We start from the raw sequence: 21,766 nt of genomic DNA, 5'->3' as shown, positions 1-21,766 counted from the left end.
GAACCGACCCGCGGACCCCCGGCCCCGGCCGAACCGACCTGCAGGCTCCGATACCAGCCGAACCAACCCGCGGAATCCAACCCCAGCCGAGTCAGCTTTCGGTTTCCAGTTCCGCGAGGCGGGCCACCCCGTCCTCGTCCAGTTCGGCCAGTGCCCGCAGCTGCTGTGGTGTCATGCCGTCCGGGATCGGAACCGGGGCCGGCGTCCTGAGCGGCGGCTGCCAGCCCTGCTCGGCCGTCCAGCGCCGGACGACCCGGGCGGGCGCCCCCGCCACGACGGCGTGATCGGGCACCGTGCCGCGGACCACGGCGCCGGCCGCGACGACCACGTTCCGGCCTATGCGCGCGCCCGGCAGGATCACCGCACCGGTGCCGATCCAGCAGCCCGGGCCGATGTCCACCGGCTGCATGCGCGGCCACTGCCTGCCGATGGGCTGGTGCGGGTCGTCGTAGGAGTGGTTGGTGGAGGTGACGTAGACGTACGGGCCGAAGTAGCAGTCGCTGCCGATGGTGACCGTCGTGTCGGCGATGACATGGCTGCCGCGGCCGAGCACCACGCCGTCGCCGATGCGCAGGATCGGGTCCGGGCCGAGGTCCAGGTCCGGCATCAGGCCGGCCGTCAGCGTGACCTGTTCGCCGATGATGCAGTGCGAGCCGAGGTGGATCCAGGGCTCGCCGAAGACCGTGCCGAGCGGGAAGGTGAGCCGGGTGGCTTCGCCGATCGCGCCGAACTTCAGGCGGCCGGGATGCTCGGCGGAAACGGAGCCGGTGCGTTGGGCCCACGCCCAGGCCGCGTGTACCGCGCGTTGGGCGAGGCCGCGGCGCCAGGACGAGAACGTGTTCTTGGGCTTCGGCACGGGCTTACGTTACTCAGCGGTTGCCTTCGGCGAGAGAGCGGGCTGCTGTGATCTTTGCCCCACGCCGTGTCGTAGCGTGCGGGGTACTTACGGATGCGAGGAGACGGTGATGACACAGCAGGCGCTGATCGTGGGCATCGGAGGCAAGGAGCCGCGGGTCGATCCGGAGGCGTTCGTGGCGCCGACGGCTTCCGTGATCGGTGATGTCACCCTGCACGCGGGGGCCAGTGTCTGGTACGGGGCTGTGGTGCGCGGGGATGTCGAGACGATCACCGTGGGTGCGCAGGCGAATGTGCAGGACAACGTCACGCTGCATGCGGATCCCGGGTTTCCGGTGAGCGTGGGCGAGCGGGTGTCCATCGGGCACAACGCCGTCGTTCATGGGGCGACCGTGGAGGACGACTGCCTGGTCGGGATGGGGGCGACTGTCCTGAACGGGGCGGTGATCGGGGCGGGGTCGCTCGTCGCGGCTCAGGCATTGGTCCCGCAAGGAATGGTCGTGCCGCCCGGGTCGCTGGCGGCCGGGGTGCCGGCGAAGGTCAAGCGGCCGTTGTCGGAGGAGGAGCGGCAGGGGATCACGCTCAACGGCACGATGTATGCGGAGCTGGCCAAGGCGCATCGTGGGGTGCATGAGTAGGCGCGTCGGCGGGTGCGGGTGCGTTTCGGTTGATCCCGCAGTTCCCCGCGCCCCTGTGGGGGCGTCCTACTCCCCGGCGCTTACAGGTTCTGCTTCTCGGTCCGCCTGCTGCTGGGCCTTCTTCGCCTTGCGCTTGATGATCAGCATGGTGGCGAGACCGAGCAGGACCGCCGCCGCCAGGCCCACGTAGGAGAACTTCTTCAGCCAGCCCTCGGCCACCACGCCGACGTAGTAGACGGCGGCCGTGGTGCCGCCCGCCCAGCAGATGCCGCCGAGGACGTTGGCGATCAGGAACTTCCAGTACGGCATCTGGAGGACGCCCGCGAGCGGGCCGGCGAAGATGCGCAGGAGGGCGACGAAGCGGCCGAAGAAGACGGCCCACATCCCCCACTTCTCGAACGACCGCTCGGCGGTGGCCACATGGCCCTCGCTGAAGTGTCTCGGGAACTTGTCGCCCAGCCAGGCCAGCAGCGGGCGGCCGCCCTTGCGGCCGATCGCGTAGCCGATGGAGTCGCCGATCACGGCACCCGCGGTCGCGCACGCGCCGAGGACGACCGGATTGATGCCCGAGTGCTGGGAGGACATCAGCGCCGCCGAGACCAGGATGATCTCTCCGGGAAGCGGGATGCCCAGGCTCTCCACACCGATCACCAGGGCCACCACTGCGTAGACGGCGGCCGCGGGCACCGTGTCGAGCCATTCCTGGACGTGCACCGCGGGATCCTCCCCTGTCGCTGTCCTTGCGTTCCGGGCCGCCGCATGCACAGCGCGCCCCAAGGGAAGGCTACCTGGTCGGCGGTGAACGGCGGCTTGCGCGCACCCGCCCGGCGGCACCGTCCCGCCCTCGCGCCTTCGGTTTTCGGACATCCCCGTGTCACGCGGGAGGGGAAGGCTCCCCGCGGTATCGCCCGACCCGCCTCCCCCAGGTCCCCGCAGGGACCCGCTGCGGAAGGACGACGTCCCCGTGTCCTCACTGTCTCCGTCCCCTTCGCTCCCCTCCCCGCCGTGTCCCCGGACGGCGGATCCGCTCCCCGTCGGCCCCGGTGCCCCGCCCGACACCGGTTCCGAATCCGCTCCCCGGTCCGTGTCCCCCCTCGCGGCCCGGCACGTCCGGCTGGTCCTGTGCCTGGCTCCCCTGCTGCTCGCCGCCGGCTGGGCCGTCGCCAACCGGCCCGTGATGTACGAGGGGGTCCGGCGGCTGCTCGCGGCCGACCCGGGGTGGCTGCTGGCCGGGGCCGGTTTCACCTGCCTGAACTGTGTGGCGGCCACGTGCGTCCGGCAGGGCGCGCTGCCCGACCGGGTGCCCCCGGGGCTGCTGCTGGCCTCGCAGTTCGCCGCCGGTGCCGCCAACCACGCGCTGCCGGCCGGGCTCGGCGCCCATGCCGTCACACTGCGCTTTCTGCAGGGCCAAGGGGTGACGCCGGCCCGGGCCACCGCGTCGATCGGGCTGTACTCGCTGGCCAAGTCGAGCGCGAAGACCCTGGTGCTGCTGGTGTTCCTCGCCACCTCACCGGCCTGGCGGCGGCTCGGGGATCTGGTGCCGGACGGACGGCTGGTGGTTCCGGTCGCCGCCGTCGTGGGCGGGGCCGTCGCGGTGGCGGGGGTGCTGCTGACGGTCGTACGGCCGTTGCGGCGACCGGTGACCGGGCTGCTGCGCTCCGCCCTCGCCGACGCCCGGGAGGTGCACACGAGGCCCTGCCGCGTGGTCGCGCTGTGGGGCGGGGCGGTGGCGATGCCGCTGGTGCAGGGGTCCACCCTGGCCTGTGTCGGTGCCGCGCTCGGGCTGGGGCTGCCCTGGGCGCATGTGGTGCTCGCCTATCTCGCGGCGGGCACGGCCGTGGGGGCGGTTCCGGCGCCGGGCGGGTTCGCGGTCGACGCGGCGCTGGTGTGGACGCTGGTCACGTTCGGCGCCGGGCCGGCGGTGGCCACGGCGACGGTCATCGGCTACCGGGTGCTGACCGACTGGGTGCCGCTGCTGCCGGGCACCCTCACGCTGTCCGCGCTGATCCGGGCCAAGGTGCTGTGAGCGGAGTCACTCGCGGCGCGCCACCAGGCGGTAGGCGTTGGACAGGCCGAGGCGGTGGGACAGGGGGCGTACCGCGAACCGGTCGAGGAGCGTCGCCGCGATGAGGGCGGGCACCCCCGCGAGCAGCAGTGCGGTGCGCGTGGCGCGTCGTAGGGCGCGGGGCGGCTCCGGCAGCCAGGGGGCGTCCTCGCGCGGGGCGGTGTGGTCGAGGGTCAGCCAGACCGCGGCGAGCAGGTCGACCGGGTCATGCGCTTCGGCGTGTTGCTCGGCGAGCACGGTGAAGCCCAGCTCGGTCAGCCGCCGTCGGAGGCTCGCGACCGGCATGAGGTGCAGGTGCTGGGGCTGGAGCCAGGGCAGCCACCAGCGGCCGAGCAGCCGGGCGTAGCGGCTCTCCGGGTCCGGCACCTCGATGAGCAGGTGGCCGCCGGGGCGTACGACCTGGTGGGCGGCACGGAGTTCGCGGTCCGGGTCGGTGCTGTGCTCCAGGTAGTGGAACATGCTCACCACGTCGTAGCGGGCGCCCAGTTCGGGCGCCAGATCGGGGAAGGCGCCGCGGTGGGCGTGGTCCACGCGGCCCTCGCGGGCGGCGAGTTCGACGCCGTCGGTGAAGTCGAGGCCGTCGAAGGAGGTGCCGGGCAGGACGGCGCGGGCGCTCGCGCAGAAGTGACCGTGGCCGGTGCCGACGTCCAGCCAGGTCTTCGGGGCGGGGTCGTACGGGAGCATCGCCTCGGCGCGGGCCCGGTACATCGCGCCACGGCCGCCGAAGGTGCCGCTCATGCGCTGTTCACCGAGGCCGTCGTAGAAGTCCCGGTAGTAGAACTCCAGCCCGGCGGCGGCGAGTTGGGGGTTCTGGAAGATGTGGCCGCAGTCGGCGCACCGGTCGAGGGTGAAGCGGCCGGGCTTGTGCTGGAGCAGGTCGGTGGTCCGCAGCCGGGTGGTGAGCCGGGCCGAGCCGCACCAGGGGCAGTCGGGGCGGCGGGCGGTGAAGAAGCGTTCCGTGCCGGCCGCCAGGTCGCTCTGGTAGGCGGGACGCAGGGCGGCGATACGCGCCGTCCTGTCCTTCTGGGCGCTCTCGGCGTTCTGTTCTTCGTGGTCGCTCATCGGCCCTCCGCTGCGAGTCGTTCGAGATGGGCCGCCGCGGCCCGGGCCCCGCCCGCCGCGCGGAACGCGGTGCGGATGCGGACGGCGGCGGCCCGGTGGACCGGATCGGTGAGGACGGTGTCGAGTGCCGCGCCGAGCCGGTCCGCGCGGGCCCGGCCGAAGCGGATCCGGACGCCGGCGCCGGCGTCCACGACCTGTCCGGCCACCACCGGCTGATCGTCGCGAATGGGCGCGACGACGAGCGGCACGCCGTGCCACAGGGCCTCGCACACGGTGTTGTGTCCGGCGTGGCAGATGACGGCGTCCATCCGCTCCAGCAGCGCGAGCTGCGGCACGGACGGAAGGACCAGGACGTCCTTGTCGCCGGGTGGCACCGCGAGGTCACCACCCGGGTCGGCGATCACCGCCTGCACCCGGTCGGCGCGTTCCCGCAGCGCGCTGAGGCACTCGGCGAGGAACCTGGCGCCCGCGTCGGCGTTCGCCGTGCCCAGGGTCACCAGCACTTTCGCCCGGGACCGGTCCAGCAGCTCCCAGGGGAAACCGGGGCCGGTCGGGCGGGCGGCGAGGGAGGGGCCGACGTAGTGGATGTGCGGGGCCAACGGCGCCTGGACGCCGAGGAGTTCGGGCGTGCTGAAGATCACCGTCAGGTGCGGCGAGAAGCGTGGGTCGGCGGTGCCGGACGGGTCGCCTACGCGGGCGCGCAGTTCGGTCAGGCGGTCTCGCAGCCAGGCGGCGACCTTCGGCAGGCCGTCGTAGGCGCCGGTGAACTCCGCCGAGGTGGTGGCCGAGGTGGCCCACGGCAGTCCGAGGCGTTCGGCCACCAGGGCGCCGGCGAAGGCCTGCTGGTCGGCCACCACCACGTCCGGGCGGAACGCCCCCGCCGCCGCGCGGACACCGGGCGCCATGGCGTCGGCGAGCGGGAGCAGATAGCCCTCCCACAGGAACCTCAGCGCCTCCGCGCCGCGCAGGTCCGGCGGCCGTACGGCACCCTCGGCGCCCGGCACCGGGCCCCCGCAGCCGAACACCTCGGCGTCCGGACCCGCGAGCCGCCGTACCAGCGCCGGATCCGCGCACACCCAGGCCACGCGGTGCCCGTGCGCGGCCAGTCGGGCGGCGACGCCGACGGCAGGGTTGACGTGACCGGTCAGCGGCGGCACCACGAAGAGGAAGCCGCTCATCCGACGACCCCCGCCCCGGCGCCGATCAGGTCCAGGATGTGCCCGCCGACGGCCGTGTGCGCCTCCACGAGCACCGAGTGCTCGTGCCCGGGCAGCACGACCGCCCGGTAGTCCGCCAGCAGCGACCGCATCAGCGGGACCAGGTCCGCGAGGTCCGACTCGCCGCCGTAGACGCCGAGGACCGGGCAGCGTACGGCCCTGACGGCGGCCTCGGTCAGCACCCGGCTGGTGGGGATGTCCCGGCCGAGGGTGGTCTCCCGGGCGAGCCGGGCCGCGCCCTTGGCCAGCCGGGCGGTGTTGCGGCCGCGGTGCGTGGTGATCCAGGCGATCGCGTCGGGTTCGTTGTGGGCTAGTTCGGTCATGACCCGGTCGAGGATCCGGCCGAGTTTCGCCGCCCAGGCGGTGGTCGCGGGCTCGGACTCGATCAGCGTCAGACTGGCCGTGCGCGCCGGGTGGCGGGCGGCGAAGCCGAAGGCGATCGTTCCGCCGTAGGAGTTGCCCACCAGATGGACGGGCCCGGTGACGGCCAGCCGGTCGAGGATGGCCTCCAGGTCGTCGATGTTGTGGTCGAGGGTGTAGCCCTGCTTCGGGCGCTCGCTGCGGCCGTGGCCGCGCAGGTCGTACATGAGGACGTCGAGGCCGGCCGCGGCGAACATGGGCGCGACGGTGAAGTAGTAGCTGGCCAGGCTGTCGGTGAGCAGCCCGTGCACCAGGACGACGGTGGCGTGCGGGACACGGCCGTCGGCCGGCCCCGTGCGCTGGACGTGCAGCCGGATCCCGCCGGCGTCGACCATCGCCACGGCTCAGCCCGCCTGCGTGGTCTTCAGGCTCCACACGACGTGCTCCACGAGCCGGCCGACGGTCAGGTCGATGATCTCGTCGAAGTCCATGCCGGCCAGGAACTCGGCGAGGTTGATCCGCTGCCCGTAGCGCTCCTCCAGCAGCCCGGCCAGGGTGACGAGGTCGATGCTCTCCAGCTCCAGGTCGCGGTTGAAGGTGGTGGACATGGTGATGACCACGTCGTCGTCGCCGTACTCCGCGAGCACCGTGAGGAGCATGCCGGTGAGGTCGGCGAGCACGGTGTCGGCGGTGGGCCGCGCCGGGACCGGCTGGGTGGGGTTCATCGGGGGTACTCCTCGGCTGCTTCGTCTGGTTGTCCGGGGTCGGGGTGTCCGTCGTCGGCTCCGGGCCCGGTCGTCCAGGCCACCACGTAGGTGCGCTGTGACAGGGCGGGCGGATTGGCCACCGGGGTGCAGTGCACGGTGTAGACGCGTTCCAGGCGGCCGCAGACCAGCAGCCGGGTGCCGTCCGGCGCGGCCTCCAGCACCGCGAAGTCCCGTGGTCTGCCGCCGAATCCGGTGCCCTCGGCCTTGGCGACCGCCTCCTTGGCCGCCCAGAACCGGGTGAACCACACGGCCTGCCCGCCCGTGGCCGCACGGGTGTGCAGCAGGCGCAGTTCGGTGGGGCCGAGCGCGGTGGCGAGGGTCGCCGGGTCGCGCTCGGCGACCTCTTCGATGTCGATGCCGGGGCCGGGCCACGGGGTGTGCGGCCGGACGATCGCCACGGCCGCCTCGGCCCGGTGGGCGAGCGACACGTCCAGCGGGGGCAGGGCGCGTCCGTGCACCCCGGTGACGTACGGGCGCCCCGACTGGTCGTTGCGCACGCGCAGTTCCGCGGGGAAGACGGGTCCTTCGCCGTGCTGCCAGAGCCACTGCCGTACGGCGTCCTTGACCGCGATCCGGCCGAGCAGCCACTGGCGGCGGCCGCGCGGCGGGCGTTCGGCGTAGTCGGCCCGTTCGGCGCCGCCGAGCGAGTTGCGCATGATCAGCTCGCGGGAGGCGAGGTCCGGCCAGCGCTCGTGCACCAGCGTCCAGCCGCCGGGCTTGGCCCGGGACAGGGTGTGGCGTTCGGGGAAGCGTTCGACGGGCCGGGTGGTGGGGTCGTTGTCGAAGCGGCGGTCCTGCCAGCCGCCGATCAGCGCCCACACCTGGCCGCCGACGGTGAGTTCCGCGTGAGCCTCCAGGACGGTGTCCGTGAGGGAGCTGATGCGCAGCACGCAGCCGACCTCGGTGCCAGGGGCCGGATGGGGTCCGTGGAACCGAAGGTGCCGTATCCGCACGGGGAAGACGACGGTCCGCTCGGTACGGGTCGCCATGATCCAGTAGCCGAGCAACTGGCCCACGTTGTCCAGCAGCGCGCCCGGGGCGGCGGGCGCGCTGATCACTCCCCGGATGTGCCGCTCGCCGATCGCGGTGAGGCCGGTCAGGCCCTGGAAGCCGGGGCCGTGGAACATCCAGCGGTCCCGGTAGAGCTGGGCGGCGGTGTGCTCGGGGCGGCGTTCGGGGGCGTCGGGGAGCGGGCTGGGCGTGGGCGGGGTCGGGTGGTGCGGGGCGAGTTCGACCGTGGCGCGGGCCGTGGGGCCGAAGGCGACGGTGACGCGGACCGGGTGGCCGGGGACCGGAGTGACGGTGACCGGTACGTCGACGGGGGGTGTGGCGGTGAGCCAGCGGTCGAACCGGGCCTCGTGCACGGCGACCGCCCGCAGGCCGGGGGCCGCCGCCTCCGCCGCGTCCATCATGTGCCGGACGATCGTGGTGGCCGGGACGACCGGCCAACGGTCCTCCAGGTCCGGCCAGCCGGGGCGCTGGGGGAAGAAGCAGTGGTCGAGGAGGTGGGGCATGGTGTGGGGGGAGATATGGACGGTGGTGGTCGTCGCGGTCGGCGTGACGGTGGTCCTGGTCGTGGTGGGCACGGCGGGCGGGGCGGTGGGTGCGGGGGGCGGTGCAGCGGGCGCGGGCGCCGTGGCTGTGGGGGCGGGGCCGCTCCGGTCGCGCCGGGCGCTCGCCGCGATCAGCTCCGCCGCGGTGTCCGCGGTGTCCCGCAGCAGGGCGGTCAGTTCGGCGGCGGCCGGGAAGTACGGGGCCAGGTCGTCGAGTTCGCCGAGGCCCGGGCCGGTCGGGTGAGCCGTGGGCGCGGGGCGTGCGGCGACGGACGGTCCCGGGGGGTGCGTGGGTGCGGGGTGTACGGCAGGTGGTGCGGGGCGCAGTTCTGCGCGGAGCGCGTCGAGTGCTGGTCCGTCCAGCGAGACGAGGGCCCCGCCGAGGTCGAGCCGGACGGGTGGGCGGCGCCGGGGGGCCGGTGCGGTCGCTGTGACGGGTGGCGGCCCAGCGGACGTCGTCGCCGTGGTGGCCGGTGGCTCAGTGGGCGTGCTCGCCGTGCTGTGTGCTGCCACGGCCGGCACCGCCGCTGCCACCGCCGCTCCGGCGGTCCACAACGCCGTTGCGGCACGGTGCAGTTGGGCCAGGCCACTGTGCTCGGGCGCGTTGGCGGTCACGGACAGGTGGTCGCGGTCGCCGAGGGTGTCGGCGATCAGGGAGGTGAGCCGACCGGGGCCCATCTGGACGAAGACGCGGTGCCCGGCGGCGTACAGGGCCTCGGTCAGCTCGCGGAAGCGGACCGGTTCCAGCAGATGCCGTACGAACAGCTCGCGCACCGCCCGCTCGGCCCGGGGGAAGGGCGCGGCGGTCGTCCCGGACCACACCGGTACGGTCGGCGGGTGGAGCCGGAAGCGTTCGGCGGCCTCCCTGATGGGGGCGAGGTAGGGCTCCAGCATCGGCGTGTGGAAGCCGGAGCGGAAGGGCAGCACCTGGCAGATCACACCCTGCGCGCGCAGGGATCGTACGAACTCCTCGACCGCCGCGCCGGGGCCGCAGACCATGGACTGGCGGGGCGCGTTGTCGTGCGAGAGCACGATCCCGGAGTCGGCCCAGTGCTCGGCGAGCAGGGCGCGGACGTGCGCGGCGGACGTGCCGAGGGCGGCGAAGGTGAGACCGGGGACGGTGACGGTGTCCGGGTCGAACCCGGCCATGAACGTGTCCACTTGCTCCGGAGCGTACAGCCCGCCCGCCGCCATGGCCGTCCACTCGCCGACGCTGTGCCCGGCGACCGCGTCCGGTACGACACCCATGCGACGCAGGGCCCGGTCCAGCAGGCGGCCCACCCCGACGACGCCGAAGCCGTGCCGACCGACGTCACCGACGCGGACGTCCGTGCCGGGCAGCGGGGTGAGGCGGAAGTGGGCCGCGATGTCGTCGGTGCGGGGTGTGAAGACGCCTTCCAGGCCGGGGAAGACGAACACCAGCCTGCCGCCGCCGGCCGGGCCGAGCAGTGGGCCCGGCCGGAACCAGACATCGCTGCGGCCGTGCCAGCCACGCCCCTTGGCGACCGCACGGCGGCCCAGGGCGAGCCGCTTGGCGGTCGGATCCACGATCCCGAGCCGGACCGGGCCGGCGGCGGGGTGCGGCCGGCCCGGGTCGAGACCGGCGGCGAGGACGGCGGAGTCGTCGGCGCCGAGTACGGCGGCGAGGTCCGTCACACCCTCGGCGGCGAGCAGCAGGATCCGCTCGGGCTCGCTGACCTGCGCGGAAGCGGAGGCCGGGCGCGCATCGGGCGGCGCTGTCCCATCCACCCCTGGTCCCGTCGACCGGCCAAGCACTGTCTCAGCAGGCTCCGGACCAACACGCGCGGCCCCCGTCCGGCCGGAAGGCGCACCCCCGGCCCCACCCGGCTTGGAACCGGCACCCGGCGCCTCCTCCAGCACCACATGGGCGTTGATCCCGCCGAAGCCGAACGCGTTGACGGCGGCCCGGCGGACCGGCTGCCGGGGGCCCTTCTCCCAGGGCTGTGCCTGCTGCAGTGTGCGGAAGCGGGTGGCGGCGAGGGCGGGATGGGGGTCGTCGCAGTGGAGGGTGGGCAGGAGGGTGCCGTGGTGGAGGGCGAGGGCGGCCTTGACCAGGCCGGCGACCCCGGCGGCCGGCATGGTGTGGCCGATCATCGACTTCACCGAGCCGAGGACCGGGCGGATGCCCTGGCCGTCCGGCGGCCCGAACGCCGCGGCCAAAGTGGCGAGTTCGGCCGCGTCACCGGCCGGTGTGGCGGTGCCGTGCGCCTCCAGCAGGCCGAGGGAGTCCGGTGCGGCGGGGTCGAGCCCGGCGGCCCGCCAGGCCTGGCGCACGGCTCTGGTCTGCCCGCCGGGGTCCGGTGCGGCCGGCCCCGCCGTACGGCCGTCGCTCGCCACGCCCGTGCCCCGGATCACCGCGTACACGCGGTCGCCGTCGCGTTCGGCGTCCGCGAGCCGCTTGAGTACGACGACGCCGGTGCCCTCGCCGATGAGGATGCCGTCGGCGCCGCGGTGAAAGGGGCGGATGCGCTGGCTCGGGGACAGGGCGCGCAGTTGGGCGAAGACGCTCCAGAGGGTGATGTCGTGGCAGTGGTGCACTCCCCCGGCCAGCATCAGGTCGCAGCGGCCGGCGGTGAGTGCGGTGACCGCCTGGTCGACGGCGACCAGGGAGGAGGCACAGGCGGCGTCCACGGTGTAGGCGGGGCCGCGCAGGTCGAGCCGGTTGGCGATGCGGGAGGCGGCGAGGTTGGGGACCAGGCCGATCGCGGACTCGGGGCTGTCGGGGCCGAGTCGTTCGGTGAACGCCGCACGGATCCGGTCGAGTTGGGCGGTGGCGAGGTCGGGTAACAACTCGCCCAGCGTACGGGTGAGTTGTCCGGCCGTGCGCACCCGCTGGTCCAGGCGGACCAGGCCCGGGGTGAGATAGCCGCCGCGGCCCAGGGCGACCCCGACCCGGTCCCGGGCCGGGAGCCGTTCCTCGCCGCCCGCGTCCGCGAGGGCGGCAGCGGCCACGTCGAGGGCGATCAGCTGGTCGGGCTCGGTGCCGGGCACCGAGGCGGGCATGATGCCGTAACGGGTGACGTCCACCTCGGCGAGGCCGTCCACGAATCCGCCGCGCCGGCAGTAGATCCGGTCGGGGGCGGCGGGTCCGGTGGCCGAGCCGGGCCGGTAGTAGTCGGCGTCCCAGCGGCCGGCGGGGACGTCGGTGATGGCGTCGACGCCGTCGCGCAGATTGCGCCAGTAGGCGTCCAGGCCGGGGGCACCGGGCAGCAGCACCGCCATCCCCACGACGGCGACGGGAATCTGACGTGCCGTCATGTCACCAGCCCGACGCGGTGTAGACGACGGCGCGGGCCGACGGTTCGCCCCAGGCGAGTTCCCGCAGCAGGGCCGCGGTGCCCTCGTCGGGGTCGATCAGCTCGATCCCCCGCCGGGCGTACTCACGGCCGAGTTCCGCGCCGACCATGCCGCCGTGCGTGGCGGTCGGCGCCCAGGGTCCCCAGTGGACGGTGAGCGCGCGAGCGCCGGTCCGGGCGGCCCAGTCGGCGCCGAGGGCTTCCAGGGCGTCGTTGGCGGCGGCGTAGTCGGACTGGCCGCGGTTGCCGAGGACGGCGGCGATGCTGCCGAACAGCACGGTGAAGGCGGGTGCGCCCGGCAGGTCGTCCAGCGCGGCGAACAGCGCCGCGGCCCCAGCCGTCTTCGTGCCGTAGACCCGCTGGAAGGACTCGGGGGTCTTGTCGGCGATCAGCCGGTCCTCGATCACCCCGGCGGCGAAGACGACCCCGTCGAGCCGGCCGTGTTCGGCGTGGATCTCCTTGACGGCTCGCAGGACGGCGTCCCGGTCCCGGAAGTCCACCGAGCGGTAGCGTGCCTCGCTGCCGAGCGCACGGAGTTCCGCGAGGGTCGTGGTGATCTCCCGCTGAGCGAGGATCAGTCCGGCGGCCCGGTTGATCTCGGCTGGGCCGCGCGCGCCCGGTCCGGCGGCGAGCGCCGCCCGCAGCTCGACCGGGGTGCGCGCGGCGGCGGTGAGCGGAGCCTCGGATGCGGTGGGCGCGGGCGTACGGCCCAGCAGCTCGATACGGCAGCGGCAGGCGCCGGCCAGGGTGGCCGCGAACCTCGCGGTGATGCCCCGGGCGCCGCCGACCAGCAGGACCACGGAGTCCCGGTCGAGGCCGAGCGCTGCCGCCTCGGCGGCGCCGTCCCCGGCAGGTCCGGCGCCGGTCGCGGCGAGCGGGCCGAGAGGCGCGGGCACCAGCGCGAGACCCCGCCGGGCACCGGCCGCCGTACGGAGGACCACGGGGGCCGGTTCGGGCGCCCGCAGCTCGGCGAGCAGGGCGTCGGCGACGGCCGCCGGGGCGGTGTCCGTGACGGCGACGACCCGTGCGAGCAGGTCCGGGTACTCACGGCCGACGCTGCGGAACAGGCCGTCCAGTCCGGCCGCCCGGAGAACGCCGGCACGGTTGGCTGCCGGCAGAGCGCCCGCACGGTCGTCGGCCCGCAGGGCGCCGTCAAGGTCGGTGGCCCGGAGGGCGAGCAGTCGGCGCGGGCCGCATGCGAGCGCCGCGCGGAGCACCGGGAAGGCGTCCGGCAGCACGGGGACGTCCGGGCCGGGCAGCGCGCCGAGGTACACGACGTCGTCCACCGGGCCGTCGGCCGCTGTAAGGAGGTGGGCCGCGTCGAGCAGTACGGCTTCGGCGCCGTGCTCGGCGAGCCGCGCCGCGAGCGCCGCCGCCGCGCCCGCACCGTCCCCGAGGAGGGCGAAACGCCGGCCGGACAGGGCGTGGTCCTGTTCGTCGGCGGCAGCCGGGTCCGGCTCCGGGAGGGGCACGGGCCGCAGCTCGCAGCGCCGGGGCGAAACGCCGAGGGCCGGGGCGGGGGCGTATGCCGCCTCGGCCGGTTCCCGGGTGGGCGGGGCCGCCGCGTCGGTGAAGGCCGCATCGGTCCGCTCTTCCGCGTACCCGGCCTGGCCGCCGGTGCTGGACTCATCGTGCCGGCCTTGCCCGTGAGCGGACCGCGCCCCCACCCGTGCCGTCAGCCACCCCGTCACCGCGGCCGCCGTACGCGCCTTGGCCAGTTCCTCCAGTTCGGCGTCGTCCAGCACCTCTGCGCCGCCCGCGATGCCCAGCCGCCTGGCGAGTTCGCCCGCTATCTCGGCCCGCTTGATCGAGTCGATGCTGAGGTCGGCCTCCAGGTCGAGGTCGGGCTCGATCATGTCGACGGGGTAGCCGGTGCGTTCGCCGATGATCTCCAGGACGACCCGCTCGATGTCGTCCACCGGTCCGGCCGACTCGGCCTCACCCGGTGGCGGTTCAGGTGTGACCAGCTGCGGAAGCGGTGCGGATGGGACGGGCACCGGCGGTGTCACGCCGGGTGCCGCGCCGAAGTAGGTGAGCAGGACATCGCGCTGAGCGGCGATCATCTCCCGGCTGGTGCGCAGGAATTCGGAGATGAGCGCGTCCCGGTCGGCCGGGGCGCGGTACGGCTGGTCGGTGGTCACGGTCGTCTCCACGACTCGTCGGGCCGGTGCGAGAGCACCGGGCAGGAGTGCTCCGTCGGCGGTGCGGACGAGGTGTCCGTCGACCGTCCAGCCGGGTCGTTCCGGTGCCGGGCCACGCAGCGCGTCGACGGCGTCGCGGCCCCGCAGGAGCCAGGAGGTGCACACCGGCTGTCCTGCGACGGCGAGCCGTGCGAGGGCGTCGAGCCAGCCGCGCAGGCCGCTGTCGGCGTCCGGTTCGCAGGCGATCGTGCGATGCGGGCGGTCGCCGAGGATGCGTGCGACGAGCCGGGTGAGGACGGTGCCGGGGCCCACCTCGACGAATATGCGCGCGCCTGCCTCGTACATGGCCTCGATCTGGGCGGCGAACGCGACGGGGGCACCGATCTGGGCGGCGAGTTCGGCGCACACGTCGTCGGGGTCGAGCGGATAGGGCGCGGCGGTGCGGTTGGCCCAGACGGGGAACTCGGGGGGCCGTACCGTCCTGTCCGCGAGGATCTTGGCGAACCGTTCCCCCGCAGCGGCCACGAGCGGGCTGTGGAAGGCGCAGGCCACGGGGATGCGCCGGGCGCCGAGCCCCGCGTCGCGCAGCAGCCGTACGGCCGCCTCGACATCCGCCGTCGGTCCGGAAATCACCGTCTGCTCGGGTGAGTTGAGGTTGGCGACGACGACGGAGGCGGGTGCGCCAGTCGTGTGCAGGGTGCGTACGACGGTCTCTGCGGGGGCGCCGACGGCGGCCATGGTGCCCGGGTCGTCGCCCGCCGCCGCCAGGATCGCGCCGGCTCGCTCGGCGCTCAGGTCGAGCAACGTCTCGGGGTCGAGGGCGCCGGCTGCGGCGAGGGCGACCAGCTCGCCGTAGCTGTGCCCGGCGGCCTGGTCGGGACGGACCCCGGCCGAGGTGAGGAAGGCGTGGGCGGCGAGGCCCGTGATGCCGAGGGCGGGCTGCGCGGCCCGGGTGTCGGTGAGGGCGGCCCGGCGGCGCGCTCGCGCGGCCTCGTCGAAGGCGGCGGGCGGGTGGACGGTGTCGGCGTGTGCGCGGCCGAGGTCCAGGTAGTACCGCAGCTCGGGAAGGTGCACCAGGAGCTCGGCGAGCATGCCCGGGCGCTGGCTGCCCTGACCGGGGAAGAGGAAGGCGACCTCACCGGCCACCGGACGGTCCCCCTCACCGGCCACCGAGCGGGCGACCTCACCGGCCACCGGGTGGGCATCCTCCCCGGCCACCGAGCGGGCGACCTCACCGGCCACCAGACGGTCCCCCTCTCCGGCCACCGGGTGGACGACCTCACCGGCCACCGGGTGGGCATCCTCCCCGGCCACCGAGCGGGCGACCTCACCGGCCACCGGACGGTCCCCCTCCCCGGCCACCGGGTGGACGACCTCACCGGCCACCGGGTGGGCATCCTCCCCGGCCACCGGACGGCCCCCCTCCCCGGCCACCGGGTGGGCGACCTCACCGGCCACCGAGCCGGCGACCCCACCGGCCACCGGACGGCCCCCCTCCCCGCCCACCGAGCGGGCGACCTTGCCCGCCGTCGGGTGGGCGCCCGCGCCCGGCACCGGGTCGGCGAACTCGCCAGGCGCCGGGGCGGCGGCCTCGCTCTGGAGCGGGTCGGCGTTCCGGCCCGGCATCGGGTCGTCCAACCCGCCCGACGCCCGGCCCTCGATCACGTCCTGCACCGGACCCGCCACTCCGGCCCGCTCCCGGCCCACGATCACGCCCGGCACCGGACTCGCGACGCCCCCCTCGACACGGTCCAGCACGCCCGCCCGCACCGAGTGCGCGGCCTCCCCCTGCGCCGGAGCGGCGGAAGCCTCCCCCTCCGCCAACGGGTCGGCGACGTGGATGCCGGCGGCCGGGTCGTGCTCTCCGGCGAGGAGCCGTCGTAGCTGATCGGTGAGTTCCTCGGTGTCGCGGGCCACGAGCGCGGCCCGGACCGGTTCGTGTGAGGTGTCGGCGCGGTGGGCCGCGGCGAGGGCGAGGTCGCGCAGGCGCCAGGGGGCGCCGTCGGCCTCGGCGGCCCGGAGGATCTCCGCTGCCTGCCGGTGGGCCGCCGCCGTGTCCCGGCCCCGGAAGAGGAACAGCTCGACCGGCCAGGCGTCCGCGGACTGACGGGGTGGTACGGCGCCGGCGTGGGCGGCCAGCACCGCGTGGAAGTTGGTGCCGCCGAAGCCGAACGCGCTGACTCCGGCGAAGCGTTCGGCGGCCGGTGCCGTCCAGGGCCGGGCGCGGGTGTGGAAGGCGAACGGGCTGTCGCCCTCCGCCCAGGCCGGGTTGGGCCGCTCCAGGTGCAGGGTGGGCGGGATGACAGCGGTGTGGAGGGCGAGGGCGGTCTTGATGAGGCCCGCGAGGCCGGCGGCGCACTTGGTGTGGCCGATCTGCGACTTGACCGAGCCGAGCGCACAGCCGCCCGTCCCCGCCCCCGCCTCGCCGAACACCTCGGCGAGAACGGTGAGTTCGGTGCGGTCGCCGACGACCGTACCGGTGCCGTGCGCCTCCACCAGGCCGACGTCCGCGGGCGAGACACCGGCGTTGCGGTACGCCCGCTCCAGCGCCGCCCGCTGGCCTTCCGGGCGGGGCGCGGTGAGGCCGAGGGAGCGGCCGTCGCTGGCGGAGCCTAGGCCCTTGACCACCCCGTAGATCCGGTCGCCGGCGCGTTCGGCGTCCGCGAGCCGTTTGAGGACCAGGCAGGCCACGCCCTCGCCGAGCGCGATGCCGTCGGCGGAGGCGTCGAAGGCACGGGAGCGTCCGGTCGGGGAGAGCGCGTGGACGGAGGAGAACAGGACGTAGTCGTTGATGCCGTTGTGCAGGTCGGCGCCGCCGCACAGGACGAGGTCGCTGGTGCCGGAGCCGAGTTCCTTGCAGGCCACGTCGAGGGCGGCGAGGGAGGAGGCGCAGGCGGCGTCGACGGTGAAGTTGGCGCCGCCGAGGTCCAGCCGGTTGGCGATCCGCCCGGAGATGACGTTGGCCAGCATGCCGGGGAAGGAGTCTTCGGTCAGCCGGGGCAGTTGCTCGTCCAGCCCGTCGGGCACCGTGCCGTAGTACTTCGGCAGTACCGCGCGCAGGGTGACGGCGTTGGACAGGTCGCTGCCCGCCTCAGCACCGAACACGACCGAGGTCCGCGCGCGGTCGAACGCCCGCCCCTGTTCCCCGTATCCGGCGTCCTCCAGCGCCCGCCGGGCCGCCTCCAGGGACAGCAGCTGCACGGGTTCGATGCTGCCGAGGGAGGCGGGCGGGATGCCGTAGCCCAGCGGGTCGAAGGGGATGCGGGGCAGGAATCCGCCCCACTTGGAGGCCGTGCTGCCGGCCGCGTGGTGCACGGCCGGGTCCCAGCGTTCGGGCGGCACCTCGGTGACGGCGTCGCGGCCGGTGACGATGTTGGACCAGAAGGCGGCCAGGTCGGGGGCGTCGGGGAACATGCAGGCCATGCCGACGATGGCGATGTCCAGCGGTGCGGGCGGCTCCGGCTCGGCGGCGGAAGCCGCGCCCGGATGGGCGGCCCGCCGCGTCCGGACATCGCCGGCGCGCCGCGTCAGGAGCTCGGCGGCGCCGTCGGTGACCGAGCGGTGCAGGTCCGCCAGGGTGGTGGTCGCCGAGCGCAGGACGGCCACCTCGCCGGCCATGAACATCCCGTCCGTGAGCTGCCGTTCCTCGGCCACGGTCGCCAGCGCGCCGTCGGCTCCGCGCTCGACGCCCTTGCTGGCGATGCGCAGCCGGCCCACGTTGAGCCGTTCCAGCGCCTCCCAGACCTCGCGGTCGGTCAGCCCCTGCGCGCGTAGCGCGGCCTCACGGGCACGGTAGTCGGCGGTGAAGGGGCTCGGGACGCAGCGGGTGGCGTGGCCGGGGGCGGTCTCCAGGAGGGTGGTCGCGGTGGCCTTGAGCACCTGCCGCTGGAAGAGCGGCCGGACGGCGCCGTGTGCGACGGCCTCCTCGGTGAACAGGTAGGCGGTGCCCATGAGCACGCCGACGGCGGCGCCCCGGGCGGTGAGCGGTGCGGCCAGGGCCGCGACCATGGCAGCCGACCGCTCGTCGTGGACGCCGCCCGCGAAGAACACCTCCAGCCGCCGGGCGGTCGCCTCGTCGGCGTCGGCCAGGAAGTCCTGCAGTACCGCGAGTTGCGCCTCCCAGAGGGGGAAGGAGGCCCGGGGTCCGACATGACCGCCGCACTCGGACCCCTCGAACACGAACCGGCGCGCGCCCGCGTCGAGGAACTGCCGCAGCAGGCCAGGCGAGGGCACGTGCAGGAAGGTGTGGATCCCGGCCCGCTCCAGCGTCTCCGCCTGGGCGGGCCGTCCGCCGGCGATGATCGCGTGCGTGGGCCGTAGTTCCCGTACGGCGTCCAGTTGGGCGTTCCTGGTCTCCTCGGGCGCGAAGCCGAGCACGCCCACGCCCCAGGGCCGCCCGTCCAGCGCTGCCCGCGCCTGGGTGAGCATCGACCGGGTCCGCTCGCCGTCGGCCAGGGCCAGCGCCAGGAACGGCAACGCCCCGTCCGCGGCGACGGCCGCGGCGAAACCCGCCTGGTCGCTGACCCGGGTCATGGGCCCCTGCGCGACGGGGAGCCGGGTGCCGAGGGCCTGGCTCATGGCCGACCCGGGGCGCAGCGCGGTGGCCGCACCGCCGTCGGCCACGGCGTGCATCGCCGCCGACACCTCCCGCACCGACCGTCGTACGTCCCCGAACCGTTCGGCGAACCGGGCGGCGAGGAAACCGTCCTGGCCGACCGGCAGCAGCCGGCCGCGCAGATCGCCGGCGCCCAGCAGGGACGCGACCGCCTCGGGGTCGTCCGCCGGTGGGCGCGGGGCGTCCGGCCCCCGGCGCCTGAGGACCCGGTGGCCGCCGAGCACCACGGTCTCCGAGCCGTCCAGGGAGCGCAGCACCGACCGGACCGTCTCGGGCAGCCCCGACTCGGCGAGCAGGGCCAGCTGGCTGTCGAGGACCACCCCGGCGGCACCGCCGGCCACGGCGGCCGCCGCGGTGCGCGGGCCGATGCCGCCGCAGGCCCAGACCGGGACGCGGCTCGACTCCTCGTCGGACAGCAGCTGTTGCAGCAGGACGAAGGTGCTCGACGCACCGACCCGGCCGCCGCTCTCGCCCCCGCGGGCGATGAGCCCCTGGGCACCTGCGCGCAGGGCCGCGTGCGCCTGCCGGATGTTCGTGACCTCCGCCAACAGGCGGCAGTCGGAGGGGAGTTCGGTCCGGGACCAGGGTGCGTCCGCCGTGCGGACCACGGTGTCGGGGGCGTCGCCGAGCTCGGCCGGGGTCAGGGCGCAGCGCCCGGTCACCCGCACCCCGAAGGGGCCCGGCGCCGACCGTCTCAGCCGGGACAGCGTCTCTCGGGATCTGCGGTCTCCGGTGCCGAGGTCGAGGATGCCGAGCGCGCCGGCGGCACACGCCGCGGCGGTGAGACCGGCGTCGGGTTCGGCGAAGGGGGTGAGGCACAGGACGAGGTCATGGGGGCGCACAGGCGAGGTCATGATGCTCCGGCACGATCGGCGAGACAGCACGGTGGGGGGTGTGCGGCGGAACGCTCTGGTGCGAGGGCACCGGAAACTAGCCTCGGGCTACTCACGGGTCAATAACGCCGCCCCCTTTTCGTGCCCGGTGACATGGATTCGGCCAGTGGGCCGAATTCCCCGCAAGAACCGGGAAAACGCGGTAATTCCCCTCACCGGTGCGAGCGGGAGACCACCTGGTCCCCCGCACCACACCACCACAACCCCGGCAAAGTGCCCGCCCGCTTCACCGTGCACTCACCCCGCCGCAATGCGGCGGGACATCCGCTCGAAGTCTGTAAATTCCGCATGACTTCGGCGCCGTGACCCGATCGCGGTCAGGGGCTCCGGGGACGTCCCGGGCCGCGCGTCAGCGCAGCGGTCCGCCCACGGTCGCCGGTACGACGGCGACCGTGGCGGCGAGGGGCGGAAGGGCCCGGTGCACTGCGCGCACCGCCCGCGCGGGCGACCCGGACCCGGTGTGCCGCCGGCCGTGGTCGGCGCGGGCCTGGGCGATCCGGGTCTCGTTCGGCTCGCCGGACTCCCCCGGCGTGTCCCCGCGCGTCGGGCCCTCATTCTGTGAAAGTCCGTCGCCCTTCGAGGATCCATGGTCCTGCGAGGATCCATGCCCGAGCGAGGACCCATCGCCCTTGGAGAACCCCGGCTGCCCGCTACCCGGCGCGTCCGACCCGCCCTGCACCGCGTCCGGCCGCCTTCCTCCTGTCCCCTGCGCCCCCGGTTCCAGCACCCACCGCCGCTCCGGCGAACCGTCGCGCGCTGCCGGCACGACCCGGGCGGACGCATCGCCGGTGCCGGGAGCGAGTGCGGGGCCCGCGTACCGGGGCGGCAGGATCTCGCCGCGCACGGTGATGTCGTACACCACCTTCCCTGCTTGCACGACGCACGCGGCCGGCACGACGCGCTTCGTCCCGGGGCCGGCGGCCAGGCACCGGGACGGGCCGGCGGCGCCGCGCGGCAACCCGTCGTCCTGGTACGACCACTGTTGCGAGGCAGCGGAGGAGCACGGCGCGAGCCCGACGCCGGCGCCCGCCCGCACGCCGTCCGGAAGCACGTCGAGGCAGCGCCCGGAGCTGAGGCCGCGCAGGCCACCGTGGGCCGGCTCGACGGGTTCGCCGGCCGAGGCGGCGGACGGGGCGGTCGCGGCCCGGGGGCCGGTGCCGCCCGGATGGGTGTGGTGGCCGGCCGGGGCACCCCAGGTGGCGCCGGGCGCGGGGACACCGTTGTCGTCCGACCAGCTTTTGGCCACGAGGACGGTGGCGAGCAGCGCGAGCGAGGTCAGTCCGACGCCGATGACGACCGCCTTGCGGTGGCGGCTGCCGGGCCCGGTGCGGTGTCTGCCGCCGGCCCCCACTCCCGTCGGGGCGGCTTGCGGCGCACACGGCGACTCCTCGGCGGCGCCGCGTCCGGGGCGCGAGTCGAGATAGCGGCGGGCGCCCCAGCCGAGCACGGTCTCGGCGAGCAGGAGGCCCAGGCCGTCGTCGAACAGCCCGAAGGTCTCGGCGGCGTGCCGGCAGTAGACGCACACCGTCAGGTGCTGTCGCACGTCGGGCAGCAGGGCGCCGCCACGGCGCATGGGAACGTCCAGGAGCCGGTTGTAGAAGCGGCATTCCCTGGAGGGCGCGAGTTCTCGGTGGGCGCGTACGCAACCCGTCCGGAATTGCTCGCGCGCCTGTTCCAGGGCGGCCGTCGCGGTGGCCGGGTCGATGCCCAGCAGACCGGCAGGTATGTTTATGGGTTCGGCTTCGACCTCGGTGTGCCACAGAAGGCATTGCGAGGCGCCGGGAAGTGCCCGGAAGGCGCGTTCGGCGAGTTGTCGCCTTTCCGGTGTTCCGGGCTTTCTCGCACGCAGTCCGCGCCCTCCGGCGGGTTTGCGCAATTCCGGCAGAGTCGCGCAGGCCACGTCGTCCGCCGCCCAGGCGCGGACGATGTCGCGGACGGCGGCCAGCAGTTGCGGGCGCAGGGCGCCGCCGGCCACTCCGCCCGCCATCCGGCCGAGGACCTCGTGGAAGGCCGCGGTGGCGACGAGTTGCGGCGTGGGACCGGCGGAGGCCAGGCAGACGACGGCGTAGTCGCGGGCGGCCCGCCAGTGGCGGGCCAGCAGCAGGGCGACGGCGTGATGGCGGACGGGATGCGGGCCGCCGAGCCGGGCGGCGAGATTGCGGTCGGACTCCCCGGGCGAACCGGGCAGCGGCGGATGGGGCGGGCGTGGGGGGTGAGGGGACTGCACGGAACCATTTCCTTCCAGCCGCAGGACCGCACTCGAAATGCCGTCCTGTCGGAAAG

Annotated in this window: 11 protein-coding genes; 2 read left to right on the top strand and 9 right to left on the bottom strand. The window is 74.9% G+C overall.

Annotated features, from left to right (window positions below; genetic code table 11):
* Positions 1-91 precede the first annotated feature (91 nt).
* Entirely contained in the window at positions 92-856 is a 765-nt protein-coding gene (locus ACFYOH_RS31560; RefSeq protein ID WP_388632588.1) for an acyltransferase, read from the bottom strand.
* A 109-nt stretch (positions 857-965) separates the two neighbouring features.
* On the opposite strand from ACFYOH_RS31560, the gene ACFYOH_RS31555 reads away from it, so the two are divergent.
* Positions 966-1,493 carry a gamma carbonic anhydrase family protein gene (locus tag ACFYOH_RS31555; RefSeq protein ID WP_388632585.1) on the top strand — a complete coding sequence of 176 codons (528 nt, stop codon included), beginning with the start codon at positions 966-968 and terminating at the stop codon, positions 1,491-1,493.
* Positions 1,494-1,559: 66 nt separating this feature from the next.
* Here ACFYOH_RS31555 and ACFYOH_RS31550 read toward each other — a convergent pair whose 3' ends face one another.
* Entirely contained in the window at positions 1,560-2,207 is a 648-nt protein-coding gene (locus ACFYOH_RS31550; RefSeq protein ID WP_388632582.1) for a DedA family protein, read from the bottom strand.
* Between the two features lie 250 nt (positions 2,208-2,457).
* Between ACFYOH_RS31550 and ACFYOH_RS31545 the strand changes: the two genes are divergently transcribed.
* Positions 2,458-3,519: a YbhN family protein gene (locus tag ACFYOH_RS31545; protein ID WP_388632579.1), complete on the top strand. Its 1,062-nt coding sequence runs from the start codon at positions 2,458-2,460 to the stop codon at positions 3,517-3,519.
* Between the two features lie 6 nt (positions 3,520-3,525).
* On the opposite strand, the gene ACFYOH_RS31540 is transcribed toward ACFYOH_RS31545, so the two are convergent.
* The 7 genes from ACFYOH_RS31540 to ACFYOH_RS31510 form a co-directional block, all read right to left on the bottom strand.
* The gene (locus tag ACFYOH_RS31540; protein ID WP_388632576.1) at positions 3,526-4,620 is read right to left on the bottom strand and encodes a class I SAM-dependent methyltransferase; all 1,095 of its coding nucleotides are present in this window, start codon (positions 4,618-4,620) and stop codon (positions 3,526-3,528) included.
* Positions 4,617-5,798 (bottom strand): glycosyltransferase, encoded by a 1,182-nt coding sequence (locus tag ACFYOH_RS31535; RefSeq protein ID WP_388632573.1) that lies wholly within the window; start codon positions 5,796-5,798, stop codon positions 4,617-4,619. The genes ACFYOH_RS31540 and ACFYOH_RS31535 overlap by 4 nt, the downstream gene beginning before the upstream one ends.
* Positions 5,795-6,592, bottom strand: a complete 798-nt coding sequence (locus ACFYOH_RS31530) for an alpha/beta fold hydrolase (protein WP_388632979.1) — start codon at positions 6,590-6,592, stop codon at positions 5,795-5,797. Before ACFYOH_RS31530 ends, ACFYOH_RS31535 begins: the two co-directional genes overlap by 4 nt.
* Positions 6,593-6,601: 9 nt before the next feature.
* Positions 6,602-6,922 (bottom strand): acyl carrier protein, encoded by a 321-nt coding sequence (locus tag ACFYOH_RS31525; protein ID WP_388632570.1) that lies wholly within the window; start codon positions 6,920-6,922, stop codon positions 6,602-6,604.
* On the bottom strand, positions 6,919-11,796 hold the full coding sequence (locus ACFYOH_RS31520) for a beta-ketoacyl synthase N-terminal-like domain-containing protein (RefSeq protein ID WP_388632567.1): 4,878 nt from the start codon (positions 11,794-11,796) through the stop codon (positions 6,919-6,921). Before ACFYOH_RS31520 ends, ACFYOH_RS31525 begins: the two co-directional genes overlap by 4 nt.
* A gap of 1 nt (position 11,797) precedes the next feature.
* On the bottom strand, positions 11,798-19,444 hold the full coding sequence (locus ACFYOH_RS31515) for an SDR family oxidoreductase (protein WP_388632564.1): 7,647 nt from the start codon (positions 19,442-19,444) through the stop codon (positions 11,798-11,800).
* A gap of 388 nt (positions 19,445-19,832) precedes the next feature.
* Positions 19,833-21,710, bottom strand: a complete 1,878-nt coding sequence (locus ACFYOH_RS31510; RefSeq protein WP_388632561.1) for a ricin-type beta-trefoil lectin domain protein — start codon at positions 21,708-21,710, stop codon at positions 19,833-19,835.
* Between the last annotated feature and the right edge of the window lie 56 nt (positions 21,711-21,766).

The sequence above is a fragment of the Streptomyces sp. NPDC007856 genome (genome assembly GCF_042868225.1).
GTDB lineage: Bacteria > Actinomycetota > Actinomycetes > Streptomycetales > Streptomycetaceae > Streptomyces.
The sequence above is the reverse complement of the archived record's forward strand: the minus strand, read 5'-3'. Positions and strand labels throughout refer to the sequence as shown.